This is a genomic window from Martelella sp. FOR1707 (genome assembly GCF_053484265.1).
In genome coordinates, this window is the sequence record NZ_JBAKFP010000003.1 from 1 (window position 1) to 21,835 (window position 21,835).

A 21,835-nucleotide genomic window follows, 5' to 3' on the forward strand; every position below is an offset into this window, starting at 1 on the left:
CTTCAATCGAATGCTTGGTCATAGGACTACTCCTAGTGTTTGCACTAGGACTTCCAATGTTCACGCCAATCTCGCAAGACGACCTTCACCGGAGGCTTACCGTGTTCCACGAGAACTTCCGGGTTTATGGCGTACGCAAGGTCTGGCGGCAGTTAAAGCGCGAGGGCTTCGATATTGCCCGATGTACTGTCGCCCGGCTCATGAGGACGATGGAGCTGCAAGACGTGATCCGAGGCATGCCCGCCAGAACAACGACGCCGGACAAAAAACGCGCCATGTCCGCTCGATCGGGTCAATCGTCACTTCAAAGCATCATCTCCGAATATGCTCTGGCTTTCCGATTTCACATATGTCGCGACATGGCAGGGCTTTGTTTACGCGGCTTTCGTGATCGATGCTATTGCTCGACGCATTCGGCTGGAGAGCAAGCCGCACTGCCCATACGAGCTTCGTCCTCGACGCTCTGGATCAGGCGCTTCATGATCGACAGCCCGTTCATCGTAGCGGCCTTATCCATCACTCGAACCGCGGCGTGCAATACGTATCTATTCGCTATTCCGAACGGCTGGCCGAGGCAGGCATTGAGCCGTCTGTCGGAAGTGTTGGCGACAGTTACGACAACGCCCTCGCAGAAACGATCAACGGGCTCTACAAGGCGGAGGTTATCCATCGGCGAGGTCCATGGCGCAACTTCAACGCTCGAATGGGTCGACTGGTTCAATAACCGACGCCTTCTGGAGCCGATCGGATACATTCCGCCCGTAGAGGCCGAAGAACGATACTATGCCACGTTGGACGCACCAGCGTTGGCCGCATAACTTAAACCAAACGGTCTCCGGCAACCGCGGCGCGGTTCACTATTCCTCGAGCTGTATTCCCACAATATCAACAAAGAGAAGTGAGGAGTTGCAGCACGCAAGTTGTTCACGTCAACTGTTGAAGACGTACTTCTTGGAAAGAAGGAAGTTGAACGCTAAACCAGAAAGCGTCCCTGCGAGGAGGGCAAACACCGGCAGATGTCCAATGAACGAAGGGAAGATCAGTGATAACCCGACTGACACTGTGTAGTTGACCGCGCCTCCGATCAAATTTGCGAAAAGGTATTTCAACCATTGCAGGGCAAGGTTCTGGTTTCTGTTGGTGAATGTCCATATCCGGTTCAGCAGCCAGGCGGAGCTCGCGGCAGAGAGGTAACTTCCGGCCCTCGCCACAGGAAATGGGCACCCTAATCCCAGCAGAAGAGTGACCACAAGCCAGTCGACCCCGAATGCAATACCGCCGACAATCGCAAAGCGGAAAATCATTGCCTTTTCTGGCTGTCCGTTTTGATTGGGCCACCAGGAACCGAAAGGTATTGCATACGTTTAGCTTCTCTGCGCCCGAGGGTAACTGTATTCAATATCAGTCCGCAGAAAAACGAAAGTGCGGCAAGAGTGCTGGTGCCGGTTGCAAGTACGGCTGTCGGGAGACGTGGCACAAGCCCAGTCTGCATGTAGGTAACAAATAGAGGTATACTGATACCAACGGTCAAAAGAATTAGAAGTACAGATATGATCGAAAAAAACTGAAGCGGTCTTTCATCTCTTACCAGGAGCAAGATGGTCGAAAGGATGTTGAAGCCGTCGCTGAATGTTCTGAGTTTACTGACCGATCCCTCAGGGCGTTCCTTGTATGGTGTACCGATCTCTCTGATCGGCATCCGGAGCTCGAGAGCGTGAACGGTCAGTTCTGTCTCTATTTCGAAGCCTGTCGCCAGTGCCGGAAAACTCTTCACGAAGCGCCGCGAGAAAACTCTATAGCCCGAAAGCATATCTTCAAACTCACGGCCGAACACGAACTGCACAAGTGATGTCAGCATCACATTGCCAAACCGATGGCCACGACGATAAGCCTCGGTTGATCCTCCAAGCCTTCGCCCATTCACCATGTCCAAGCCTTCGCTCGCGAGTCTATCGATAAGCATCGGAGCGGATGCAGCATCATACGTGTCATCGCCGTCCACAAGCACATATATATCGGCATCGATATCAGCAAACATACGCCGGACGACGTTGCCCTTTCCCTGCCGGAACTCATCGCGCACCACTGCGCCCGCCGAAGCAGCCAGTTCCTTAGTTCTGTCGGTAGAGTTGTTGTCGTAGGCGAAAATCGTTGCATGCGGAAGAGCCTGCCTGAAGTCTGCCACAACCTTGCCGATTGTAACCTCTTCGTTATAGCAGGGGATAATTACGGCCACAGACACGGGAATAGGCCCCTGAGTTGAAAAACCTTCTGTCACGGATGCCCCCGACACTTTGGAGTTGACCTTCAGCGGCTTTTATCAGGTGATGTCCGGAACGCAATATGTGTCCCGATAAAAACCTGGCGTGCTCCCAGATCCCATAACGCGGCCTCTTGCACCTTGAAAGACACGGCGGGAGTGTATGGCGCAATCATGCTCATGGTGCTCTACCTAAAAAAGCAGTAGTCTCGCCGCCTAAATCCTAGACTCGACCATTTCACGGGTCATCCGATCGCCGCGTAAGCGCACATATCTGCACGAACGGGGCGTCATCGACATTGGACACCAAGGCAGTGCACTCATCGGTGCGCTCCAGCCCGTAGTAGTCCAGTGCTTGATCCGCCGATCCTTTAAACGCTGCCGGGTATTCGAAGCCCCATAATGGCCCTTGAAAAGTTCGAACGGCATTGTCGACCATTTCCTGAAGTTTGCCTTCGCGCCCGGGGCTCGTAATATTGCTTTGGACGGCGATGGCCCTCACGCCTTCAGGCATTTCCGGAACAAGCCACGAATAGGCATAGGCATCTAGAAACAAAACCATCGCATTGTCTTCTATATCGGGGAGTTCGACCGAAACAACCTTGTCAGATGGTTTTGCTCGGCTCCACCATGGGTAATGCGTGTCGTGCATGACAAAGGCCATCAAGGCGACCATCCCGACCGTAGCGCCCACAACACGCCAGTTTTTGCCGGGCTTTCGGTCGACAGGCCGACCTGCGACGAGACGTTGGACCAAAACGACAGGAAGGATCCCGCTTAAAGCTTCGATTGTCGTCAGGTAGCGATAGATCGACCACTCGATTTCCCAAAGCACATAGGAAAAAAGGCAGAAAACGGCTAACGCCAGAAACATCCTGAAGGAGGTTGAAGCAAATGCCGACTTCCGATCGCGCACGAGGGACCATATTGCAGCGACCAGTGCAATGACGGCGGAGACAACCAGGATCAATATACGGGCATCTCGCATGTTGAGCTCGATCGCGACATGTGATTCACGAAAGGCCCAATATGCGGGGTAGAAGAGAGCCCGTATCAAGCCATCGGGTTTGAACCGTTCATCGGTCCAGCTGGCATGCGACGCGAAGTCCGATTTAAACACGTTGTTCATCAGAGGAAAGATCGGGTTTCCGAACTGCGCGTAGTTCTTCAGAAGCCAGTGTGCGTCGATGATCAGGAAAAGAGCGAAGCCCGAGACCGAGAACAGAAGGGCCTTCACCACAGCACCTTTGGGCGAAGCCATTTCCGTTGTCAGGATTGCAACCATCAGGCCGAGAAAATAGGGGACCAGCGTCAGCTTCAGACCGACCGATATACCTGCGATGACGCCGAGCAAAAGCACGCGTGGCAGCACCGTCTTCTCTTCCCGCATCCATGTAAACCAGAGAGCCACCGCAAGGAAAAGCGGCAGCGCTGGGACCACGTCGGTCATCGTGGTTAGAAAGGTAGAGTATATTCCGGCCCCGAGAAGCCCGTAAATCGCAACAAAGATGGAGAGAAGTCGCCAGAGTGCGCCGTCACTCGTGCGGAAACTCCAGGCCGTTATCATGACCAAATAGGCGGCTATACCGTAGGGTATTGCTAGGATCGCGTTCAGAAGCCTCGGTTGGTCATTGAGACCACGAAAGAGAAGGTAATAGAGGGCATCGAGCCCGTTGAAAAAGTAGGTTTGCATCTGTGCCGGAGCAATATCCAGCCCGGCTCGGTCATTCCAAGCGGAAAACCCATTATAGTAATGGTATATTTTGAAATCTGGAGATCCGTCAGTTGATATCGTCAGAGACAGTATAATAAAAAAAGCTAGGAAGAACGGAAGGTACACATAATGATTGCTGACGTACCACTGCTCTTTTGATGGGAGATGGTCTGAATTACGGCACATCGATTTTCCTGCAGGGACTGATTGGTAGAATCATTCTGATACACGCAAAAGGCGCAGAATTGAAATCACTCTTAGCACGGCGATGTCCGGGATAGAAACCCAATCAGCGAAAATGCGGAAGACGCGCACAAATGCATGACGGCTCAGGCGACCATTTGATCGCGCAACTTCTCTTCCCGGAAGAGCGTGGCTATCATATGAGGCGGCTCCCGTCCGGCCAGCGCTCCACGGCTTTGAAGTGCCCAGCCGATGACGCGGCGGGAATATAGGTTGATGACGACCGCCAGATAGGCGAAGCCCTCCAAGGTCCGGATGTAGGTGATATCAGTCACCCATGCCTTATCCGGCACCTCCACGTCAAACTGTCTGTCGAGCGTGTTGTCGACGGCAACAGAAGGTTTTCCACCGTAGCTTCCGGGCCGTCGCTTATAGCCAATCTGGGCCTTGATGCCGGCAAGACGGGTCAGGCGCGCAACCCGGTTCGGGCAGCACGTCTCCCCCTGATCCAGCAGGTCATCATGCAGTTTGCGGTAGCCGTAAACCTTGCTGCTGTCTTCCCACCAAGACCTCAACAGCTCTGTCTGCCGCCTGTCCTCGATGGCCCGCTTGCTCAGCGGTGCTTTGAGCCAGGCGTAAAACTCGCTTGGGTGAACCCGGAGAAGCCGCCGATGCAGGGCGATAAAGGCTTGACTATCACTTTGCATCCCTGGCGAAGTACGTGGCCGCTTTTTTTAGGATATCGCGCTCCTCTGTGACGCGAACCAACTCTTTCTTAAGCCGCTTGATCTCCTCGGATTCGGCGTTGGCCTGAGGCGTCGAGCCGGCAGACCTCTTCTTCCATGCATAGAAAGAATGCTGGCTTACGCCGAGCCGCTGAGAGACTTCCGACACCGGATAGCCTCGTTCCGTGATCTGACGAACGGCAGCGCGCTTGAAATCGTCACTGAAATTCGATTTGCTCATGATCGCCTTCTTACCTCATTTTTAGGCAGGAAGGTGTCTACAGTTCCCGGGGCTATTCAAGTTGATTTTGTTTAACTGAGCTGCTGCCCGAAAAGCGAGGAGATTGCATCGTTGAAACGGCTGTAGCTGAAATCAAGCGCGCGGGAATGGGCCGCCAGACTTAATCTCTGCAACTCACCCTCCGATATGTCGTTCATGATGCGTCTGGTCTGATCAACCAGACCCGCTATGTCATCATAGAAGAACCCGTTGACTCCATCGGTGATGATCTCGGTCGGGCCGCCAGCGCGGAGGGCCACAGGAATCGCTCCGCCTGACATTGCCTCGACGAGGCTTATGCCGAAATGCTCCGCCTTCTCCGGCTCGACCTCAAGGTCGCGGCCAAGGCCGGTCGCGTGCCAGTAGACCAGGCTCTCCGCATAGAGCTGTTTGAGCCTGGCTATCGGGCAATTGATATGGAAAAAAACAGGCAAATCTGCAGCCGTCTCCCGGATAGAGGCGAGAAAATCGATATCGCTTGGCTCCGGGGACGACGAGCCTGCCAGATGCAGCTCCACATCGCTCATCCCGCCTTCGACAAGCTTCCGAAACGACTCGATCTGGAGATCCTGGCGCTTCGAGTGGCCGCCGACAAAGAAACGTCCAACGGAGAAAATCATGCGACGCTTCGATTTTGCCGGTTCGATCAACGGAACGGGCGGATAGACAATCTGGGTTGGCAAGACCGGAAGTCCGGCCTTTTTGCAGCGACTTCTGTAGTTCTCCTCCGTGTAACTCGAGTTGACCATCACTTTCTGGTAGGTCTGCAACATGGCGCCGTCGCTCTCGGCGTTTTCCTTTAACTGAAACGGAAACTGGCAGTGATAGATTCTCACGCGACCGCGCCCTGCGACAGGCGGCAGAGCGGCGTTACCCATCGTTAGCATGATATCCGGATCGGGGCCCTTCTTAAACTCGGCGAGGGTTTTGAAACTCAGCATGCCAAGGTCGATTTCGAAAGCCGATCCGATCTGCCGCAAGCGAAGATCAGAATAAGGATAAGGCGTGACCACTTCGACCCTATGCGTACGCGCCAATTGTCGGGCGGCGCTCAGAAGGTAACGTTCGCCGCCCCCGGGCGTGACTGAGTAGGGAGAAAAAACAACGGCAACCGGAAGGTCTTCGCTCTCCTTCGGGGGCAACGACCAATCATCCGGCATGAAATCCGCAAGCTTTTCAGACAGCACTGCATCATCACGCTCGCGCAGAAACTCGCCCCAGCGCGCGACGAACTTGTCCCTGTTGGAATCGCCCAAAGCCTTACGCCGCACCTCAGCCTCCGTATTGCCGTTCGCGGCGGCACCCTCGATATGAATAACTCGGCTTTCCGGGCAATAGGCAACAGGCCTGCCGAGTGCGCGCAACTTGAAACACAGATCAGTATCTTCGTAATAAGCAGGCTCGAAGATGAGGTCAAAGCCGGCAGCTTTCATGAACATCTCTCGATCGATCAAAAGCGCCGCTGCAGAAATATAGTCGACAAACTTCTCCGACAGGATATCTTGGGTCGGAAATTCCTGATCGCGACCGTAGCGGACCGGATACCCGCCTTCGTTGATCGTTCCACCCGCCTCTTGAACGCGACCGTTCGGCCAGAGGAACATCGGCCCCACCGCGCCGAGTGCAGGGTTGTCATTCATCATTTGGAGCATGGCCGCCAGCCAGCCTGATTGCGGAAATGCATCATTATTCAGCAGTACAACGTACTTTCCACTGGCTGCTTCCGCCGCAATGTTGTTTGCTTCACCGAAAAAACGGTTACAGCCGATCTTGATGAAGGTTACGCCCGGGATCGGCCTTGACAAGCGTTCGATATCGTCCTCCCCGGAACCGTTGTCGACAATCACAACCTCATAGGTGTGCCCTTCGGTATTAAGCCAGATCTGACGAATGCACTCCAGCGTAAGAGGTGCGGCGTTCCAGTTGACAATCAGAATGGACACTTCCGGATTGTCGTTCGTGCACCAGCGCGCAGCGCGTTCCAGCACCTGTGCGGTAATGAACTGCGCGGCTCCCGGATAACTGGGACGATAGCGGCCAGGGCTCACAGGAACAGGACGGGACCCGGCCGCTTTGAGGCCCTCGCTTCTCAGCGTATCGACGGCATCGGACCATGTCGGACGGAAGAACTCACGACGTATTTTGCCTTCCGCTGCCGCGACGGCATCGTAGTCAGTGAGGGCCCTAGTGAACACTTCGACTGCGCCTTCAATGTCATTCGGATCGAAGTACCAGACGAGATCCGACGCCTGCTCCATGACAGGCGGCAGATTGGAGGCAAGGCACAGTTTGCCTTGCTGAAGGCTCTCCACCACCGGCAGACCGTATCCCTCACTCAGCGAAGGAAACGCTGTGAAGCGGCAGGCTCGCGTCAGCACGGCAATTTCCTCGTCGTCCAATCCGGACAGGACAACAAGCTTTCCTTTCTCGGCCAGATCACGATAGACCGAGTCCTCTGAGCCCAACCCGGCGTCGTTGCGTCCTGCTAGTACCAATTGGGGCATATCATACCCACTTTTCGTCAGCATACGCCAAAGCCGGCACAGCAGCACTTGATTCTTGCGTGCATCGACCGTTCCGACGCTGAGCACGAAATCATCGACCTGAACCCTGGTGAACTTGTCCTGCTGAAGCAGCTTTTCGGGTGCCGCAATTTGTTTCAGCGGATGCGCCCCGAAGGGGATTTTGACGATCTCCGCTGCGACTTCTATTCCCTCGAGAACCGCCCAGCGCAGAATTTGCGCGCGCACGTATTCCGTAGAGACAAAAACACGATCTGCGGTCTGCAGGGCAACCGTCAACCACTCCGCAAAACGTGTTGACTGCGGCTCATCGACATCCGCGCCCCCTTCAAGAGGGATGATGTCATGAACCAGAACCGAAAAGCCGATCCCCGTTTGGTAAAGATGTCGAAAAAGCGCAGTGAACTTGGGCGTCCACACCAGACCGGTGAAGAATACATGATCGCCTTTCGAAGGAGCCCCATCAGCGCTGAATTTACTCGCAGCATCGCGATAGCTACTGTCCAGCTTCCCGAGCAGATCAGCATCCAATTCGGCGCGGCTCATACCGATCAGGTCAAGGTCGGACCTTCCCGTGCGGCACGGCGCGAAATCGACGTGCTCTTCGCGCAACGCGGCACTCAGAATTTCGACGGACACGCGTCCCACGCCTGTCAACCTCTGATGCGCTTTCAGCCAGTCAACCGTGTCGCCAACATAGAACCACAGGCGGGGAGTCCGGGAGACCGGTCGCGATGAACAGACCTTCTCCGGTTGAGGTTCCGGTATCGGTACAACAGCGGTTTGCAGGAATGAGTCAGCCCGCTCGATGCGAATTTGCCGATAAGCCCTCCGCTTCTTGGCGTTAAATGGATGACGATAAAGTGCCGTATACCGGAGTTTTCTTCGGTTGACAGCCTCTTGGGCAGATTGCGAAGGCGACACACTGTCCGCTGTCCTCGAAGCATTCAGGCGCCGCAATATCTTTTCGCGTTTCTTCTGCCGGTACTTCCTGCGCTTGCGACCTGAGAGAGGATGCCGAACAGAGGCTTTCCATCTCAAGGCGCGCAACTTTGGCCTTTGCAGTTCCGAGACCAAGACGTCCAGCAATGAAGACATTCGCTCGGTCCGGGCCTGAGTTTCCCGAGAACGCGATTGCTGCAACTCACCCGAGTACTGATCGACAAGAGCGGCCAACGAACTGATCTGGTGAAGTAAATCGTCTATCTGCTGCCCACGACGATCACTCAGCTCGCTTGCCTCGTTCAGCGCCACTTCCAGATCACTCAGCTTACGCCTTTGATCAGTCGTCTCTACTCGCAAGGCCTCGCGGTCCGCCTCAACGATGAGTGCGTTCCATTCCCGGACGACCTTGTCGCCCAACATACTGTAGGCTCTTCGTATCGCGGTTGCCCTAGCGTCATCACCATTCATGAACGGTACAAGACATTCCGGGACTTCACCCAGAGCCAGAACGCCAAGCCCATGCTGATGGTGGAAATTGAAAGACGGGTATTTCTCGCTCAGCTCACCAAAAAGCTTCCATACGCCGAACTCACGCTCTCTGACCTCGGTATCGTGAAACAAAACGATGGCGTTGGGCGAAAGCTTCGGAAGCCATTCCTCAAAATCGCTCTTCGCGTCCTCGTAGAAATGACGGCCGTCAATGTGCAGAAGATCAATATAACCGTCGGTAAACTGTGTAACAGCCTCGCTAAATGTCGAGCGCACAAGTTGGGAAAAACCGGAATACCGCTCATTAATCCGGGACACGCTCTCAAACACGCTCTCCTCATAGAACCCGGCATGCTCATCACCAACCCAAGTGTCAACTGCGAAGGATTTTGTTCGCAGATCATGCTTCTTGATGGCTTGACAAAAGCAGAAATAGGAGAAGCCATTATGCGTGCCGAGCTCGACGAAAACCTTGGGGTCGAGCGCAGAGATAAGATGGAACGCAAAGGGCGCGTGCCCCAGCCAGCCGGACTCAACAATCGTCTCCGGAAGAATCAAGCTATTCTGAGAAAGGAATTCCTGCATGTATCACTCGGCTGTTTAGTGCACCAACGAGCCCAAACTTGGATTGAGGTGCTGTAATCTGTTCGCTTTCGGCAATTATGGCGGATTTGGAGGCTCCGGGAAATTGGCAACTTCTGATAATCCACACGGGCCGACTTGTCACCGCTGTTTGGAATTTCAATTCGACCTTATTATCCATCATGTCAGCATTGTCGAGATCAACCGCTACCTCGGCGATTTCCTTCGCTTCCGTCCATGTGCAGCCATCACCGGCTCCAAACCAGCCAAGGACTGCCCCTCCATCGGGCCTGCCATGCCTTCCCCCCGCAATCGTCATAAAAAGACGCGGAAGGTTTGCAGTTTCGCTTCGGTTTGTGGCGGCGGCTTGCGTCGATCTGCCCCGATACGACACCCATATCTCATAACAGGAGAACATGGCGGCCTCGACGCCAAAAGTAAGTCGATCCTAATGCGTGGTTGCGGGAAATGAACTTCCCGCATCGGAGAAAGTGGTGAATTTTCACAGAATTATATTTGCTCTAATATTACCAGGACAATATGTATTCATAAATAATAATGTAAATCATATTAGATATAATACACAAATTTGTAATAAAAATAATCTAAAATCGGTGAATTTTCGTCGGATCCACGATTTCCAGGAAAACCTTCCGGGCCTCACTTCGCCTGACCCCATGATCTCTCAACAAAGTTTCTATTGATGACCAGAAATACTCAAAATCGTCAGCAAAATCCGGGAAACAAAAGAAGTAAGTCCGAACCCGGAACTTGATCAGCGGATAAACAGCCTTGTAAAATTGGAAAGCCAATGCGTTTTCCTGAGTTTCCGGATTATCAGTATACCACAAACCGCCTGCTGTAGCGCCGGACTCGGAAACGCGGCGCCTGCTCTCAGCCGCAGAGAAGATGTCTCGCATAGGGATAAGAGCGGCATGAATCTTGGTCTGCCTATATTCCAGCGCACTCATCAACTCATCCGCATACCAAGGAGACTTGATCACGTAGGGGCTGTTTTCAGCGATCAACGGACGCTCCAGTCCGGCATACGATGTCGGGTCTACAGAGCTAAGCGCCTCTGAGACGTTATATCCCGTGTTGAACCCCAACGCCGTAAAAAACTGGATTAGCAATGTCGTACCGGTTCTGCCGGTGCCTGTAATAATAATATGACCGTCAGAAGCATCGGTTCGACTGCGCACTTTTTTCTTAAAAAATCTCATTCCAGACAACCTTTAATCCGATCCTCAAAGTCCGCGCCGAACCTTATACGATTAACGGCTTCCTAGGGATACGATAAAACAGCAAAGCCTCAACTGCGAAGTCGGGCAGGCTTGAGAAGCGCACAGCCTCAATCCCAGTTGGACTTGGAACCAATCGCAGCGCCGAGCGGGTCCGACTGAATAGCCCCGGGAACTGTAGACGCCTTCCTGCCTAAAAATGAGGTAAGAAGGCGATCATGAGCAAATCGAATTTCAGTGACGATTTCAAGCGCGCCGCCGTTCATCAGATCACGGAACGAGGCTATCCGGGGTCGGAAGTCTCTCAGCGGCTCGGCGTAAGCCAGCATTCTTTCTATGCATGGAAGAAGAGGTCTGCCGGCTCGACGCCTCAGGCCAGCGCCGAATCCGAGGAGATCAAGCGGCTTAAGAAAGAGTTGGTTCGCGTCACAGAGGAGCGCGATATCCTAAAAAAAGCGGCCGCGTATTTCGCCAGGGATGCAAAGTGATGGTCAAGCCTTTATCGCCCTGCATCGGCTGCAGTTTTCGGTGCGGACGATGTGCCGGCTTCTCCGGGTTCACCCAAGCGGGTTTTACGCCTGGCTCAAAGCACCGCTGAGCAAGCGGGCCATCGAGGACGGGCGATAGACATATCTGTTGAGCTCTTCGTAGGAAGACAGCGGCAAGGTTTACGGCTACCGCAAACTGCATGATGACCTGCTGGATCAGCGGGAGACGTGCTGCCCGAACCGGCGGCAACATTGGCGATGTTGACCAGCTTTCCCATACGGCCAAGTCTGACAAACTCAGCAAGCATTGGCAGCACATTCTTTAGCGGCCTGCCGGAGCCCTCTGGCAAACCGCCGTGCCGAGAATGATATTGGTCGTCAAACGCAGGAAGACGGCTTGGTCGTCGATCTGATCGAGCGGGCACTCCGAGGTGACCTACCGGTAAGGCACGGTGCTGCTCTTTGCCGGCTCCCGCTTCTCATACCAGATTTGCTCGCATTTATTGCGGAGATCAGTCATCGCAACCGACTGCTAAGTCCTGCAATAATGACAATTGTCAAATACGACGGAATCAGCTCTGCGTTGTGCACCTAACGGCAGGCCTCCGCCCGTGAAACGCGGGCGGTAAAGCATACCTTTTACGATCACATCTTTGTGTAACGAGGGCCTTATTATGTAAGTAAATACTTCTTCTTAACCCCCAATTTTCAACCCAAAAATACCACTATGTAAGGCATTTAGCCTGAACACAACTAAAAATAGTAAGCTTACATTTACCAATATTTACTTTACAATAGTTTCTTTAGCGAAAACTAAAATAAGATTATTATAAATATATATGAAAATACATGTTGAAATTTCATCATTATTAATAAAAGAGAATAAAAGTAAACGCCGTCAACCGACACGGGACTTTGTGTTGGCGCTTCCAGAGAGAGAGGGACCACCATGCCGCGAGCAGGCATAGTAAAAGATTCCATAGAGAGTGCGGTCCAAGAACAGCGGGCTCAGCCCTTCTGGCGCGAAACTTCCGCGATCGCCATCGCGGCATTCATGGTGTCTGTCACGCCGCTGATGCAACCTCTGATCAGCAACTTTTCCGGCCGCGCAATTGCCGCCGATGAATGCGGCGCGCCTGCTGGCGCGAACGACACCATCACCTGCAACAACACGACCTACACTACCGGACCGGGCGACAGCGTTGAGTATGTCGGCGTCGACGGCTTGACGTTGATCATCGACGACGGCGGCACGGGAACGCTGGATGTGACCACTGCCGGCGCGGCGGTCGTCCTGAGAAACAATGGACCATCGACAAATGACATTGTTCTTCAGGCAACGAGCTTCGGTACCATTTCCACGACATCAAACAACGCAGCCGCGATTGCGGGCGTCAATGGACTCGGCACAGCAACTGTTACTCTGAGCGGAGGTCAGGTTTCGACATCCGGCACTCTAGCACAAGGTCTCTTGGTCCAGTCGCTGACGGGGGCCGCAAACCTCCTGATGAGCGGTGGCGCGGTCAGCACGACTGGCAACAACGCCATCGGACTGTCATCCTTACGGCAGGTCTCCACCGGGTCGGAGAATTCCACTGTCACCTTGAGCGGCGGCAGCGTGACCACATCGGGCTCCGGTAGCAATGGCGTGCAGTCTGCGACGCTCGGCACGTCCAACATGGGCACTGCAATCATCAATATGTCCGGAGGCACGGTGAGTGTGCTTGCGTCGGGCTACGGACTATCCAGTTTCACTGACGGTCTCGGCGACGTCGAAGTCAATCTCTCCGGCGGCAGCGTTGCGACTGCAGGCGTCGCAAGTTATGGCATCTATGCCCACGTTTTTAGCCTCACTGGGCCGGGAGATACAACAATAACCATCGACGGCGGCTCGGTCGCGACAACGGGTGCAGGTTCCCACGCCGCGCTGACTTATACCCGTGGTACAGGCAACGCTATCATTGATATGGCAAATGGAGATGTCGGCGCGAGCGGCGCCGGGTCGCATGGATTGAATGCAGAGTCGATTTACGGCGGTTTCAGCGTTTCTGTAGAGGACGGTACGGTTTCCTCCGGCACAGGAGCCGGTGCTGCCATCTACACCTTCGGCCCCCTCGGCGGAACGGCCGATATCGGGTCGGCAGCCGTCATCGACGGTTCGGAGAGCGGCCTTGCGCTGGTGGACGCAGACACGGATTCGGAAGGTTTCGGCCTCACCTCGGGCGGCAACATAACCGTCACATCCGCAGGCATGGTCACCGGCGACGGCATTCTCAATCTCGGCGATGATAGCCTTACCATTTCAGGCGGAAGCTGGGCCGGCGACCTCTACGGCGACGGCATGACCGTCGATGCGGCAGACGGTGACGACACCTTCACCTATTCCGGCGGCATCCTCGCGGGCAACACCTATGCCTCAGGCGGCAACGACATGTTGACCGCATCGGGAAGCGCGGTCACGGGCGATGCCGCTCTTGGGCTCGGCAATGACAGCGCTACGCTTTCGGGCGGAAGCTGGACCGGCAATATCTACGGCGACGGCATGACGGCCGATGCGGCCGACGGAGCCGACACATTTACCTGGAGCGCAGGCGGTTTTGCCGGCGGCTACTATGCAGGCGGCGGCAACGATACCGCCACGGTTTCCTCTTCCGGGTACAACGGCTCGCAGATCTTCAGCGGCGACGATGCCGCCGGTACGCTGGCCGCCTCGACCTACGACGCGATCACCTTCTCGGGCGTCAACGCCGCAACCGATGCAGGCGCGACGATCGTTTACTGGGATGATGTCACGCTCGAGAGCTCGGCCCTTTCGGTCACCAGCGCGGCCTGGGACATCAGCACCGCGCCGGGCCAGGGGCTTTTCCTCAACAATTCGACGCTGGCCTGGTCGGCCCCGACCGGAAACCTCAACGCCAATCTCGACATTGGCGCCGGCAGCACCGCGAGCTTTGGCGGCACCTCGCTGTTGGTCGCCGGGAATCTTGCGAATAACGGACTGCTGACCATGCAGGACGGCGCCGCCCGCAGCAATGTCGTCGTTCTCGGCAACTACGCCGGAACCGGCACGCTGGCCGTCGACGTGGACTTCGCCACTAACACCGCAGATGTTCTGACGGTGAACGGCGATGTGACCGGCGGCCCGACGCTGCTCAGCATCAACAATGCAACCTCCGGATACGCAACCGGCAATGACGTGCTGGTCGTCGATGTGGCCGGCGCTAGCGCGGCCGGGGATTTCGCGCTTTCCGGCGGCCCGATCGGTTCCGGCGCTTACTTATACGACCTGTTCTTCGCCGCGGGTGACTTCTACATTGGCACCGATGGCACATATCAGCCGGCAGTCCCGGTCTATGAGGCCTATCCCCAGATGCTGATGGCGCTTGGACGGCTTCCCACGCTGCGCCAGCGCATCGGTGAACGCGATGTCTATGACGGCAACGCGGGTCGCGTGACAGACGAAGGCGCGAACCTCGACGCCCTGTGGGGCCGGATCGACGTCACGCAGGACCACTTCGAGCCGAAATCCTCCACCACTAGCTACGAAACCGACTTTGCGCATTGGGCGCTCAATCTTGGAGTCGACGGCCTGTTCAGCGACGGCGAGAACGGACAGTTGGTCGGCGGCTTCTACGCCAAGTATCTCAACGGTTTTGCCGACACGACGTCAGCATTTGGCAACGGCAAGACGAGCGTCGACGGCTATGGCCTGGGCGCGACCTTGACCTGGTACGGAGACAACGGTTTCTATGCCGACGGTCAGGCGCAATTCCAGTGGTATGACAGCGACCTTAAGAGCGACACGCTCGGAACGCTTGCCGATGGCAACCAGGGCTCCGGCTTTTCGACCTCGATCGAAATCGGCAAGAGTTTCGCGCTGTCGGATCGGGCCTCTCTCACGCCGCAGGCGCAGCTGACCTACGCCATGATCTCCTTCGACGACTTCAACAGCGCCGCCTACGGCGAGAATGTCTCGCTCGGCAACAATGACAGCCTCAGGCTGCGGCTTGGGCTTTCGACGGACGAAAAGGTTGTCTGGCAGGACGATGCCGGAAAAACGCGATCGGCAGGCTTCTACACCATCGCCAATGTGCACTACGACTTCCTCGAGGGCACAAGCGTCGACATCAGCGGCGTTTCGCTTAACAGCGATCTGCAGGGCCTTTATGGCGAAGCCGGCATCGGCGGCACCTATTCCTGGGCCGACGGCAAATATGCAGCCTATGGCGAGATTTCCGGACTCGCCGGCTTCGGCGACACCCAGGGCAATTACAGCATCGCCGGAAAGGCCGGCATGATGGTCCGCTGGTAATTCGCTCAAACAATAACGCGGTGCAACTTGAAAGCCGGGCCGTGCCCGGCTTTTTTTCTGTTTGGCGCGACCCTTGCCAATGAGTGGCGCATTAATTCGCCAATTTAACATTGGGTTACTGTTCATTTTTCCCTCATAGATCGCGCAGATATGAGATACAACCGTATCAACTATCAACGGCCTCTTCGATCCCGTCAGAAGCAATATCTTGCCCGCCTAAAGCTCCATTATCTGATCGGCCGTCATGAGCTTCTGGCGGCTTTCGCTGTTGGTGATGCGCGGGTTTTGCCCGAGCTTGGTGCCGGGCTGGCGGCTGCGGGTCAAAACCGTCTGATCACCAAGCGCATTTGCCGCCCAGCTTGCAGTTTCGTATTCAGCGCGGCCGAGCCCGAATATCCGGGTAGTGACGCATGAGCCGAGGATGCTGGCCGTGTCGCCTCTGCCATAGACGCTTTCGATCTGGCCCTTGTCCTGCGTGATGAACAGCGCCTCAATGCCGCAACCGGCGGCGGCCAGAGGACCGCTCACGAATGTTGCCGACTGTCGCCAGGGAAATCGGGTGCCGACTCATCAAGCATGTTAAGCTTGCCGTTGAAATACCTATGGATATCCCGCTCGGCAGAGCTCGTGCACATCCCGGCGAAAGTCGTCCCGTTTGAAAGCCATATCGCGAGATGCAGTACAGCGCCGCTTCAGCGCCCCTATGCCCTCGCCGGGCGTCGATTGGACTTATGCCAGCGCCGTTGCTCTTTTCGCCCTATATCGCCTTCGGGCTGCGGCCACTCTGCGGTTACATCCCAGCATTCAAGCCGCATCCTCGCAGCGATAGATGAACGAGGGGGCCGGATACAGAGATTTGAGGCCGCGGCGTCGTGCTACAGGCCGTAGCGCTCAAGTATCGCCTCGATCGCCCGGTCCTGTTCCGGTTCCGGCAGAAGGGCCGGCTGGCGGGAGAGGCCGACGGAGGGGTCGCGCAGGTAGAGCGCCCGCTTCACCAGGGCCGGCGGATAGCCGAGTTTGTAGAGATCGGTGCGGAAGGCGGCGTAGGTTTCCTGCGCCTTCGCCGCCCCCGCCTCGTCGCCCGCGTTGACGGATGAAACGATCCTGGCCAGCACCTCGGGCATGACGTTGCCGAGGCCGGAAATGCAGCCCTTTGCGCCGTTGGTCAGCGCCCAGTGCACAAGCTGGTCGGGGCCGGAATAGACATCGAAACCCGCGACAGTGCGGCCGACCTCCATATAGGCCTCGAGCGTATCCTGTGCGCCGCCGGAATCCTTGATGCCGGCAATATTGCCGTGGGCGGCCAGCCTGCGCGCCGTCTCGGGCTCGATATGGTTTTGGGTGCGCGCCGGAATGTCGTAGAGATAGATCGGCGTTTCGACGGCATCGGCGACCGTGGTGAAATGGCGCTCGAGCCCGTCCTGCGTGCAGGCGATGAAGAATGGCGTGATGACGGCGATGCCGTCGACCCCGATGCGGTCGAATTCGCGCGCAAGCTTCACCGTCTCGAAGGTCGCGGGCATGCCGGCATTGACGATGACGCGGGCGCGGCCAGCGACCTCATCGACCACCTCGCCGCAAAGCCGCACCTTCTCGTCAAAGGTCAGCGCCGAGAAATCGCCGTTGGTGCCGGCGCACATGATGTTGTTTCCGGCAGAAACCTGCCGGCGCACCTGCGCGCGCGTCGCCGCGTAATTGATGGTCTCGTCCTCATTGAAACAGGTCACGAGCGCGACGAACGCTTGCTTCTTGTCGGTCATTCTTCCCCCCCCCTCAACCGCGCGCGGCGGCGCCCATTTTCGCGGCATAATCGAGTGCCGCCAGCATATTGACGTGATTGGCCTTTCCCGTGCCGGCAATATCAAAGGCCGTGCCGTGATCGACCGAGCAGCGGTCGATCGGCAGGCCGAGCGACACGTTGACGGCGGTATCGAAGGCGACGAGCTTGATCGGGATATGGCCCTGATCGTGATACTGGGCGACGACCAGATCGAAGGCGCCGTTATAGGCGCGATGATAGACGGTGTCGGCCGAGATCGGCCCCACCACATTGATGCCCTCGGCCTTTGCCGCCGCCACAGCCGGCACGATCGCCTCGTCATCTTCCCGGCCGAAAAGCCCGTTCTCGCCGCAATGCGGATTGATGCCCGCCACCGCGATGCGCGGCGCTTCGAGCCCCATGCGCTTCATGTGTTTGTGGCCGGTGCGGATGGTTTCGAGCACCCGCTCCGTCGTCGCCCGCCCGATCGCATCCTTCAGCGAGACATGGGTCGAGACATGCACGACGTTCAGCCGCTCGGAGGCAAGCAGCATCCATGAGGATTTCGACCCGGTCAGATGCGCCAGCATGCCGGTGTGGCCATCATAGTGATGCCCGGCCGCATTCAGCGCTTCCTTGTTGATCGGGGCGGTGACGATTGAGGCGGCATCGCCGCCCATGGCCAGTTCCACCGCACGGGCGATATAGCGATAGGAGGCCTCTCCACAGGCCGGACTCAGGACACCGAATTCCTCCGGCAATCCATCGACGGCGATATGATCAACGCGAATACCGTCACCCGCCTCATCCGGCGCAAGGACCGGCAGATCGATGCCGCACACCGCCGCGGCGCGGGCAACCGTCGACCGGTCCCCTATGACGCGGACCTGCCGGCGCAAGGCGGCATCGCGCGCGGCAAGTGCCTTTACAGTCACCTCCGCGCCCACTCCGGACGGATCCCCCATGGTGATGACGATTGAGTGTTTCATGAAGGCCTCCCGAGAACGACGCGTCGCCGACATTTAACTTATAGGTAAACAGGTTTCAATAACCAACGCATAAATTAATGAAGAACGCCATTTCACCTTGAAATTTATCTTCTTTTTATCGCAAGATCGAGCCGTAACAATAATGACAACCTCAGGAGACAATCGTGCCGCCGGATGTTCTGATCATAGCCGATGACCTGACGGGCGCGCTCGATTCGAGCGTCGCCTTTGCGGGGCCGGGGCGACCGGTGCTGGTGGCGCGCAGCCCGGATGCCATTCCCGAGATTCTGAGCCAATCGCCGGATGTGCTCGCCGTCAATACGGCAAGCCGGGAATGCGACGCGGAGGACGCGGCGCAGCGCGTGGCGGCCGCCCTCGCCCGGCTGCCGTTGGCCGATATTCCGATGATCATGAAAAAGGTCGACTCGCGGCTCAAGGGCAATATCGCTGCCGAAATGCTCGCGCTACAGGCATCCCTCGGCGCGCGCCGCATCATCGCGGCCCCGGCGATCCCGACGATGGGCCGTCGTGTGAAGGGCGGCGTGCTCGGCGGCGACGGCATTGCCGCGCCCATTGAAGTCGCCTCCCGCATCGGGGTCTCTGCCGCAATACCGGATACCGCGAGCGACCGCGACATGGACGAGTTGGTCGCCGACGCAGGCTCCGGCGTGCTGTGGGTGGGCGCGCGCGGCCTCGCCTTCGCGCTGGCGCGCACCGCCGGGCATCCCGAACCACAACCTTTCAAGCTCACGCCGCCGCTGATGATTATCAACGGATCGCGCGATCCGATCACGGTGGCGCAGATTGAACACCTGCGGGCGCTGACGCTGGTGGACGAAGCGCCCGATGGGGCGGTTCCGGCAGTCGCCGAGACCGAACTGCCGAGCGTCGTATCCATCTGCGATGGCGGCGGCGGCCTTTCCGGCGAAGCCGCCGGCGCCCGCTTCTGCGATGGCGCGAGCCGCCTGCTGCATGCGCTCAGGCCACGGTCCCTGCTGGTGGCGGGCGGCGAGAGTTGCAACGGCATTCTCGACCGCCTCGGCATCCGAAGTTTACAAGTGGCCGCCGAATTGCGGCCCGGCCTGCCGGTCAGCCATGCCGTGGCGCCTTGGGGAAATTTACAACTCGTGACAAAATCGGGCGGTTTTGGTACGCCGTCGCTTCTCGCCGAGATTTTTGCCGAGGCGAATAGCGGCGATGACGAAGAGGACATGCGATGACCGACAATCTGAACCAGGACGCGGATCGCGGCGCCGCGCAACGGCGCACCTCGCTGTCGGACAAGGTCTATGAGGCGCTGCGCGGGCGGATCATGCGCGGCGATTACGGCGCCAATGAAAAACTGCCGGCGGAAAAGGATTTGTCGGTCAAGTTCGGCGTATCGCGCCCGGTGCTGCGCGTGGCGCTGGAGCGGCTGCGCGACGAGCGGCTGATCTATTCGCGCCAGGGCGCCGGCAATTTCGTGCGGATCAAGCGCGAGACGGCGCTCGGCTACACCCCCGTCGAGACCATCGCCGATATCCAGCGCTGTTACGAGTTCCGCCTGACCGTCGAGACCGATGCCGCCGCCCTTGCGGCGCTCAGGCGTAACGAGGCCGCACTTGCCGAAATGGAACGGGCGCTGCATCTCCTGTCGGATGCCACCGGCCAGCAGCTTCACCGCGAGGATGCCGATTTCGCCTTTCACCAGTCGGTCGCCCAGGCCACCAACAACCAGTATTACGGGGAAACGCTGAAGGCGCTGCGCGACCATATCTATGTCGGCATGAAGCTGCACGGCGAGACGCTGATGTCCGATGGCGCCTGGGCGCTGGAGGAGGTGCTGGCCGAGCACAAGGCGATCTACACCGCCATCAGGGAACGCGCGCCGGACGCCGCCCGCACCGCCATGCGCGCCCATATCGAGCACTCACGCGAGCGGCTTTTCGGCGGCGGCCTGTTCGATCTTTCACTCTGAAAACAGGTGACGACGGCCACCTCCCTGCTGACAAAGCACCAAGCTTTGACCATCATGTGTCATTGTTCCTTCGTTCTTGGGTCATGCTCGGACTTGATCCGAGCATCCAGGCAGCTAAGTCTATGAATTTGCAAATATTTATGGCGAGACCTCGCCGGGCGGCCTGGATCCTCGGGTCAAGCCCGAGGATGACCCGTTATGAGGGAGACGTTTGTCAGCAAACTGGAGGCGGCGAGACAGCCGCCCTCCCCTTTTTGCGGCAATGCCTAGAACGCCGCCCGATAGATCGCGTGCACATCGTCAACCGACATGTCGCGCGGGTTGTTGTCCATCAGCCTGCGGATGGCGTGGGCCTCCTCGGCCCAGAGTCGCAGATCCGCCTCGTCGGCGCCATGGGCGCCAAGCCGCATCTCGACGCCGAGATCCGCGCAGAATTGATGGGCGGCGCGGTGGACCGCTTCCGGCGTTTCCGCAGCAAGGCCGAGCGCGGCCATGATCTCGCCGGTCTTCTCGGCGGCCACGGGCTGGTTGAAGGCCAGTACATGCGGAAAGATGATGGCATTGGCGAGACCGTGCGGAAGGCCGAGCCGGGTGCCGAGCGGATAGGCGAGCGCGTGGCCCGCCGCCGTATTGACCGGCCCCAGGCAGATGCCGCCGTAATAGGAGGCGAGCATCATGCCCGCGCGGGCCTCGGCGTCATTGCCGCTTTGAACCGCGCGGCCGAGATATTGGCCGATCAGGCCGATGCCGAGCCGGGCGTAGCCATCGATCAGGTCGTGGGCCCGGATATTGGTGAAAGCCTCGACGCAATGGGCGAGCGCATCAATGCCCGTCGCGGCCGTTACCGCCGGCGGTACGGAATAGGTGAGTTCCGGGTCGAGGATGGCGATATCGGCCAGCAGGAACGGGCTCTCGACCGCGAGTTTCGATTTCGTCTCGGGATCGGTCAGCAGCGCGCGGATACCGGCTTCCGAGCCGGTGCCCGCCGTGGTCGCGACCTGCGCCAGCGGCGTGCGCCTGCCGGCCACCTTGTTCGGACCAACGACATCGCGGACGGATTGCTCTCCATCCCAGAGCGCCGCCGTCAGCTTGGCGACATCGAGAACCGAGCCGCCGCCAAGGCCCACGACGAGGTCCGGCTTGTGCGCCCGGGCCGCGTCCAGAACCGCCTCGAAGGCGGGAAGATTGGGCTCCGGCGGAGCTTCGGCATAGACCCGGACATCGCCTGGAAGACGAAGCCGCTCGACATAATGGGCCGTCGGGCCGCCGGCGATGACGAAAGGCCGTTTAGCCTCGGCCGCCCACGCGCCGAGCTGTGCCGCCGTGCCGACGCCGACTTCAAGTCGCTTCGGCTGGTGGAGCGTGATCGGGCGATCCATGCTGTTCATT

General features: G+C 57.6%; 12 protein-coding genes and 3 pseudogenes. 5 read left to right on the forward strand and 10 right to left on the reverse strand.

Annotated features, from left to right (window positions below):
- The first annotated feature begins 56 nt into the window (after positions 1-56).
- Positions 57-818 (forward strand): annotated as a pseudogene (locus tag V6765_RS08005) (IS3 family transposase).
- A gap of 111 nt (positions 819-929) precedes the next feature.
- Here the strand turns inward: V6765_RS08005 and V6765_RS08010 are convergent.
- From V6765_RS08010 to V6765_RS08035, 6 genes and pseudogenes are all read right to left on the reverse strand, one after another.
- Positions 930-1,304, reverse strand: coding sequence for a GtrA family protein (locus V6765_RS08010; protein WP_448427596.1), 375 nt, complete (start codon positions 1,302-1,304; stop codon positions 930-932).
- Entirely contained in the window at positions 1,301-2,278 is a 978-nt protein-coding gene (locus tag V6765_RS08015; RefSeq protein ID WP_448427597.1) for a glycosyltransferase family 2 protein, read from the reverse strand. The genes V6765_RS08010 and V6765_RS08015 overlap by 4 nt, the downstream gene beginning before the upstream one ends.
- Positions 2,279-2,498: 220 nt before the next feature.
- Positions 2,499-4,160, reverse strand: coding sequence for a hypothetical protein (locus V6765_RS08020; RefSeq protein ID WP_448427598.1), 1,662 nt, complete (start codon positions 4,158-4,160; stop codon positions 2,499-2,501).
- Positions 4,161-4,387: 227 nt separating this feature from the next.
- Positions 4,388-5,123, reverse strand: a pseudogene (locus tag V6765_RS08025) (IS3 family transposase); the annotation flags it as partial.
- Between the two features lie 71 nt (positions 5,124-5,194).
- Positions 5,195-9,703, reverse strand: a complete 4,509-nt coding sequence (locus V6765_RS08030) for a glycosyltransferase (RefSeq protein WP_448427599.1) — start codon at positions 9,701-9,703, stop codon at positions 5,195-5,197.
- 602 nt (positions 9,704-10,305) lie between these two features.
- Positions 10,306-10,923: a hypothetical protein gene (locus V6765_RS08035; protein ID WP_448427600.1), complete on the reverse strand. Its 618-nt coding sequence runs from the start codon at positions 10,921-10,923 to the stop codon at positions 10,306-10,308.
- 236 nt (positions 10,924-11,159) lie between these two features.
- Here V6765_RS08035 and V6765_RS08040 point away from each other — a divergent pair.
- Both V6765_RS08040 and V6765_RS08045 read left to right on the forward strand, forming a co-directional pair.
- Positions 11,160-11,673 (forward strand): annotated as a pseudogene (locus V6765_RS08040) (transposase); the annotation flags it as partial.
- Positions 11,674-12,483: 810 nt separating this feature from the next.
- Complete coding sequence (locus V6765_RS08045) at positions 12,484-15,741, forward strand: autotransporter outer membrane beta-barrel domain-containing protein (protein ID WP_448427601.1); 3,258 nt, start codon at positions 12,484-12,486, stop codon at positions 15,739-15,741.
- 216 nt (positions 15,742-15,957) lie between these two features.
- Here the strand turns inward: V6765_RS08045 and V6765_RS08050 are convergent, their stop codons facing one another.
- The 3 genes from V6765_RS08050 to pdxA all read right to left on the reverse strand — a co-directional run bounded on the left by V6765_RS08050 (position 15,958) and on the right by pdxA (position 18,489).
- Complete coding sequence (locus tag V6765_RS08050; protein ID WP_448427602.1) at positions 15,958-16,269, reverse strand: TraM recognition domain-containing protein; 312 nt, start codon at positions 16,267-16,269, stop codon at positions 15,958-15,960.
- A 347-nt stretch (positions 16,270-16,616) separates the two neighbouring features.
- Positions 16,617-17,501 (reverse strand): dihydrodipicolinate synthase family protein, encoded by an 885-nt coding sequence (locus V6765_RS08055; RefSeq protein ID WP_448427603.1) that lies wholly within the window; start codon positions 17,499-17,501, stop codon positions 16,617-16,619.
- 13 nt (positions 17,502-17,514) lie between these two features.
- The gene (pdxA, locus tag V6765_RS08060; protein WP_448427604.1) at positions 17,515-18,489 is read right to left on the reverse strand and encodes a 4-hydroxythreonine-4-phosphate dehydrogenase PdxA; all 975 of its coding nucleotides are present in this window, start codon (positions 18,487-18,489) and stop codon (positions 17,515-17,517) included.
- 164 nt (positions 18,490-18,653) lie between these two features.
- On the opposite strand from pdxA, the gene V6765_RS08065 reads away from it, so the two are divergent.
- Positions 18,654-19,709, forward strand: coding sequence for a four-carbon acid sugar kinase family protein (locus tag V6765_RS08065; protein ID WP_448427605.1), 1,056 nt, complete (start codon positions 18,654-18,656; stop codon positions 19,707-19,709).
- Entirely contained in the window at positions 19,706-20,446 is a 741-nt protein-coding gene (locus V6765_RS08070) for a FadR/GntR family transcriptional regulator (protein ID WP_448427606.1), read from the forward strand. Before V6765_RS08065 ends, V6765_RS08070 begins: the two co-directional genes overlap by 4 nt.
- Positions 20,447-20,712: 266 nt before the next feature.
- Here the strand turns inward: V6765_RS08070 and V6765_RS08075 are convergent, their stop codons facing one another.
- Positions 20,713-21,834, reverse strand: coding sequence for an iron-containing alcohol dehydrogenase (locus V6765_RS08075; protein WP_448427607.1), 1,122 nt, complete (start codon positions 21,832-21,834; stop codon positions 20,713-20,715).
- Position 21,835: the final 1 nt, after the last annotated feature.

Coding starts and splice junctions, on each gene's coding strand:
- V6765_RS08010 (WP_448427596.1), bottom strand. CDS start 1,304: ATGATTTTCCGCTTTGCGATTGTCGGCGGTATTGCATTCGGGGTCGAC.
- V6765_RS08020 (WP_448427598.1), bottom strand. CDS start 4,160: ATGTGCCGTAATTCAGACCATCTCCCATCAAAAGAGCAGTGGTACGTC.
- V6765_RS08030 (WP_448427599.1), bottom strand. CDS start 9,703: ATGCAGGAATTCCTTTCTCAGAATAGCTTGATTCTTCCGGAGACGATT.
- V6765_RS08035 (WP_448427600.1), bottom strand. CDS start 10,923: ATGAGATTTTTTAAGAAAAAAGTGCGCAGTCGAACCGATGCTTCTGAC.
- V6765_RS08045 (WP_448427601.1), top strand. CDS start 12,484: ATGGTGTCTGTCACGCCGCTGATGCAACCTCTGATCAGCAACTTTTCC.
- V6765_RS08055 (WP_448427603.1), bottom strand. CDS start 17,501: ATGACCGACAAGAAGCAAGCGTTCGTCGCGCTCGTGACCTGTTTCAAT.
- pdxA (WP_448427604.1), bottom strand. CDS start 18,489: ATGAAACACTCAATCGTCATCACCATGGGGGATCCGTCCGGAGTGGGC.
- V6765_RS08070 (WP_448427606.1), top strand. CDS start 19,706: ATGACCGACAATCTGAACCAGGACGCGGATCGCGGCGCCGCGCAACGG.
- V6765_RS08075 (WP_448427607.1), bottom strand. CDS start 21,834: ATGAACAGCATGGATCGCCCGATCACGCTCCACCAGCCGAAGCGACTT.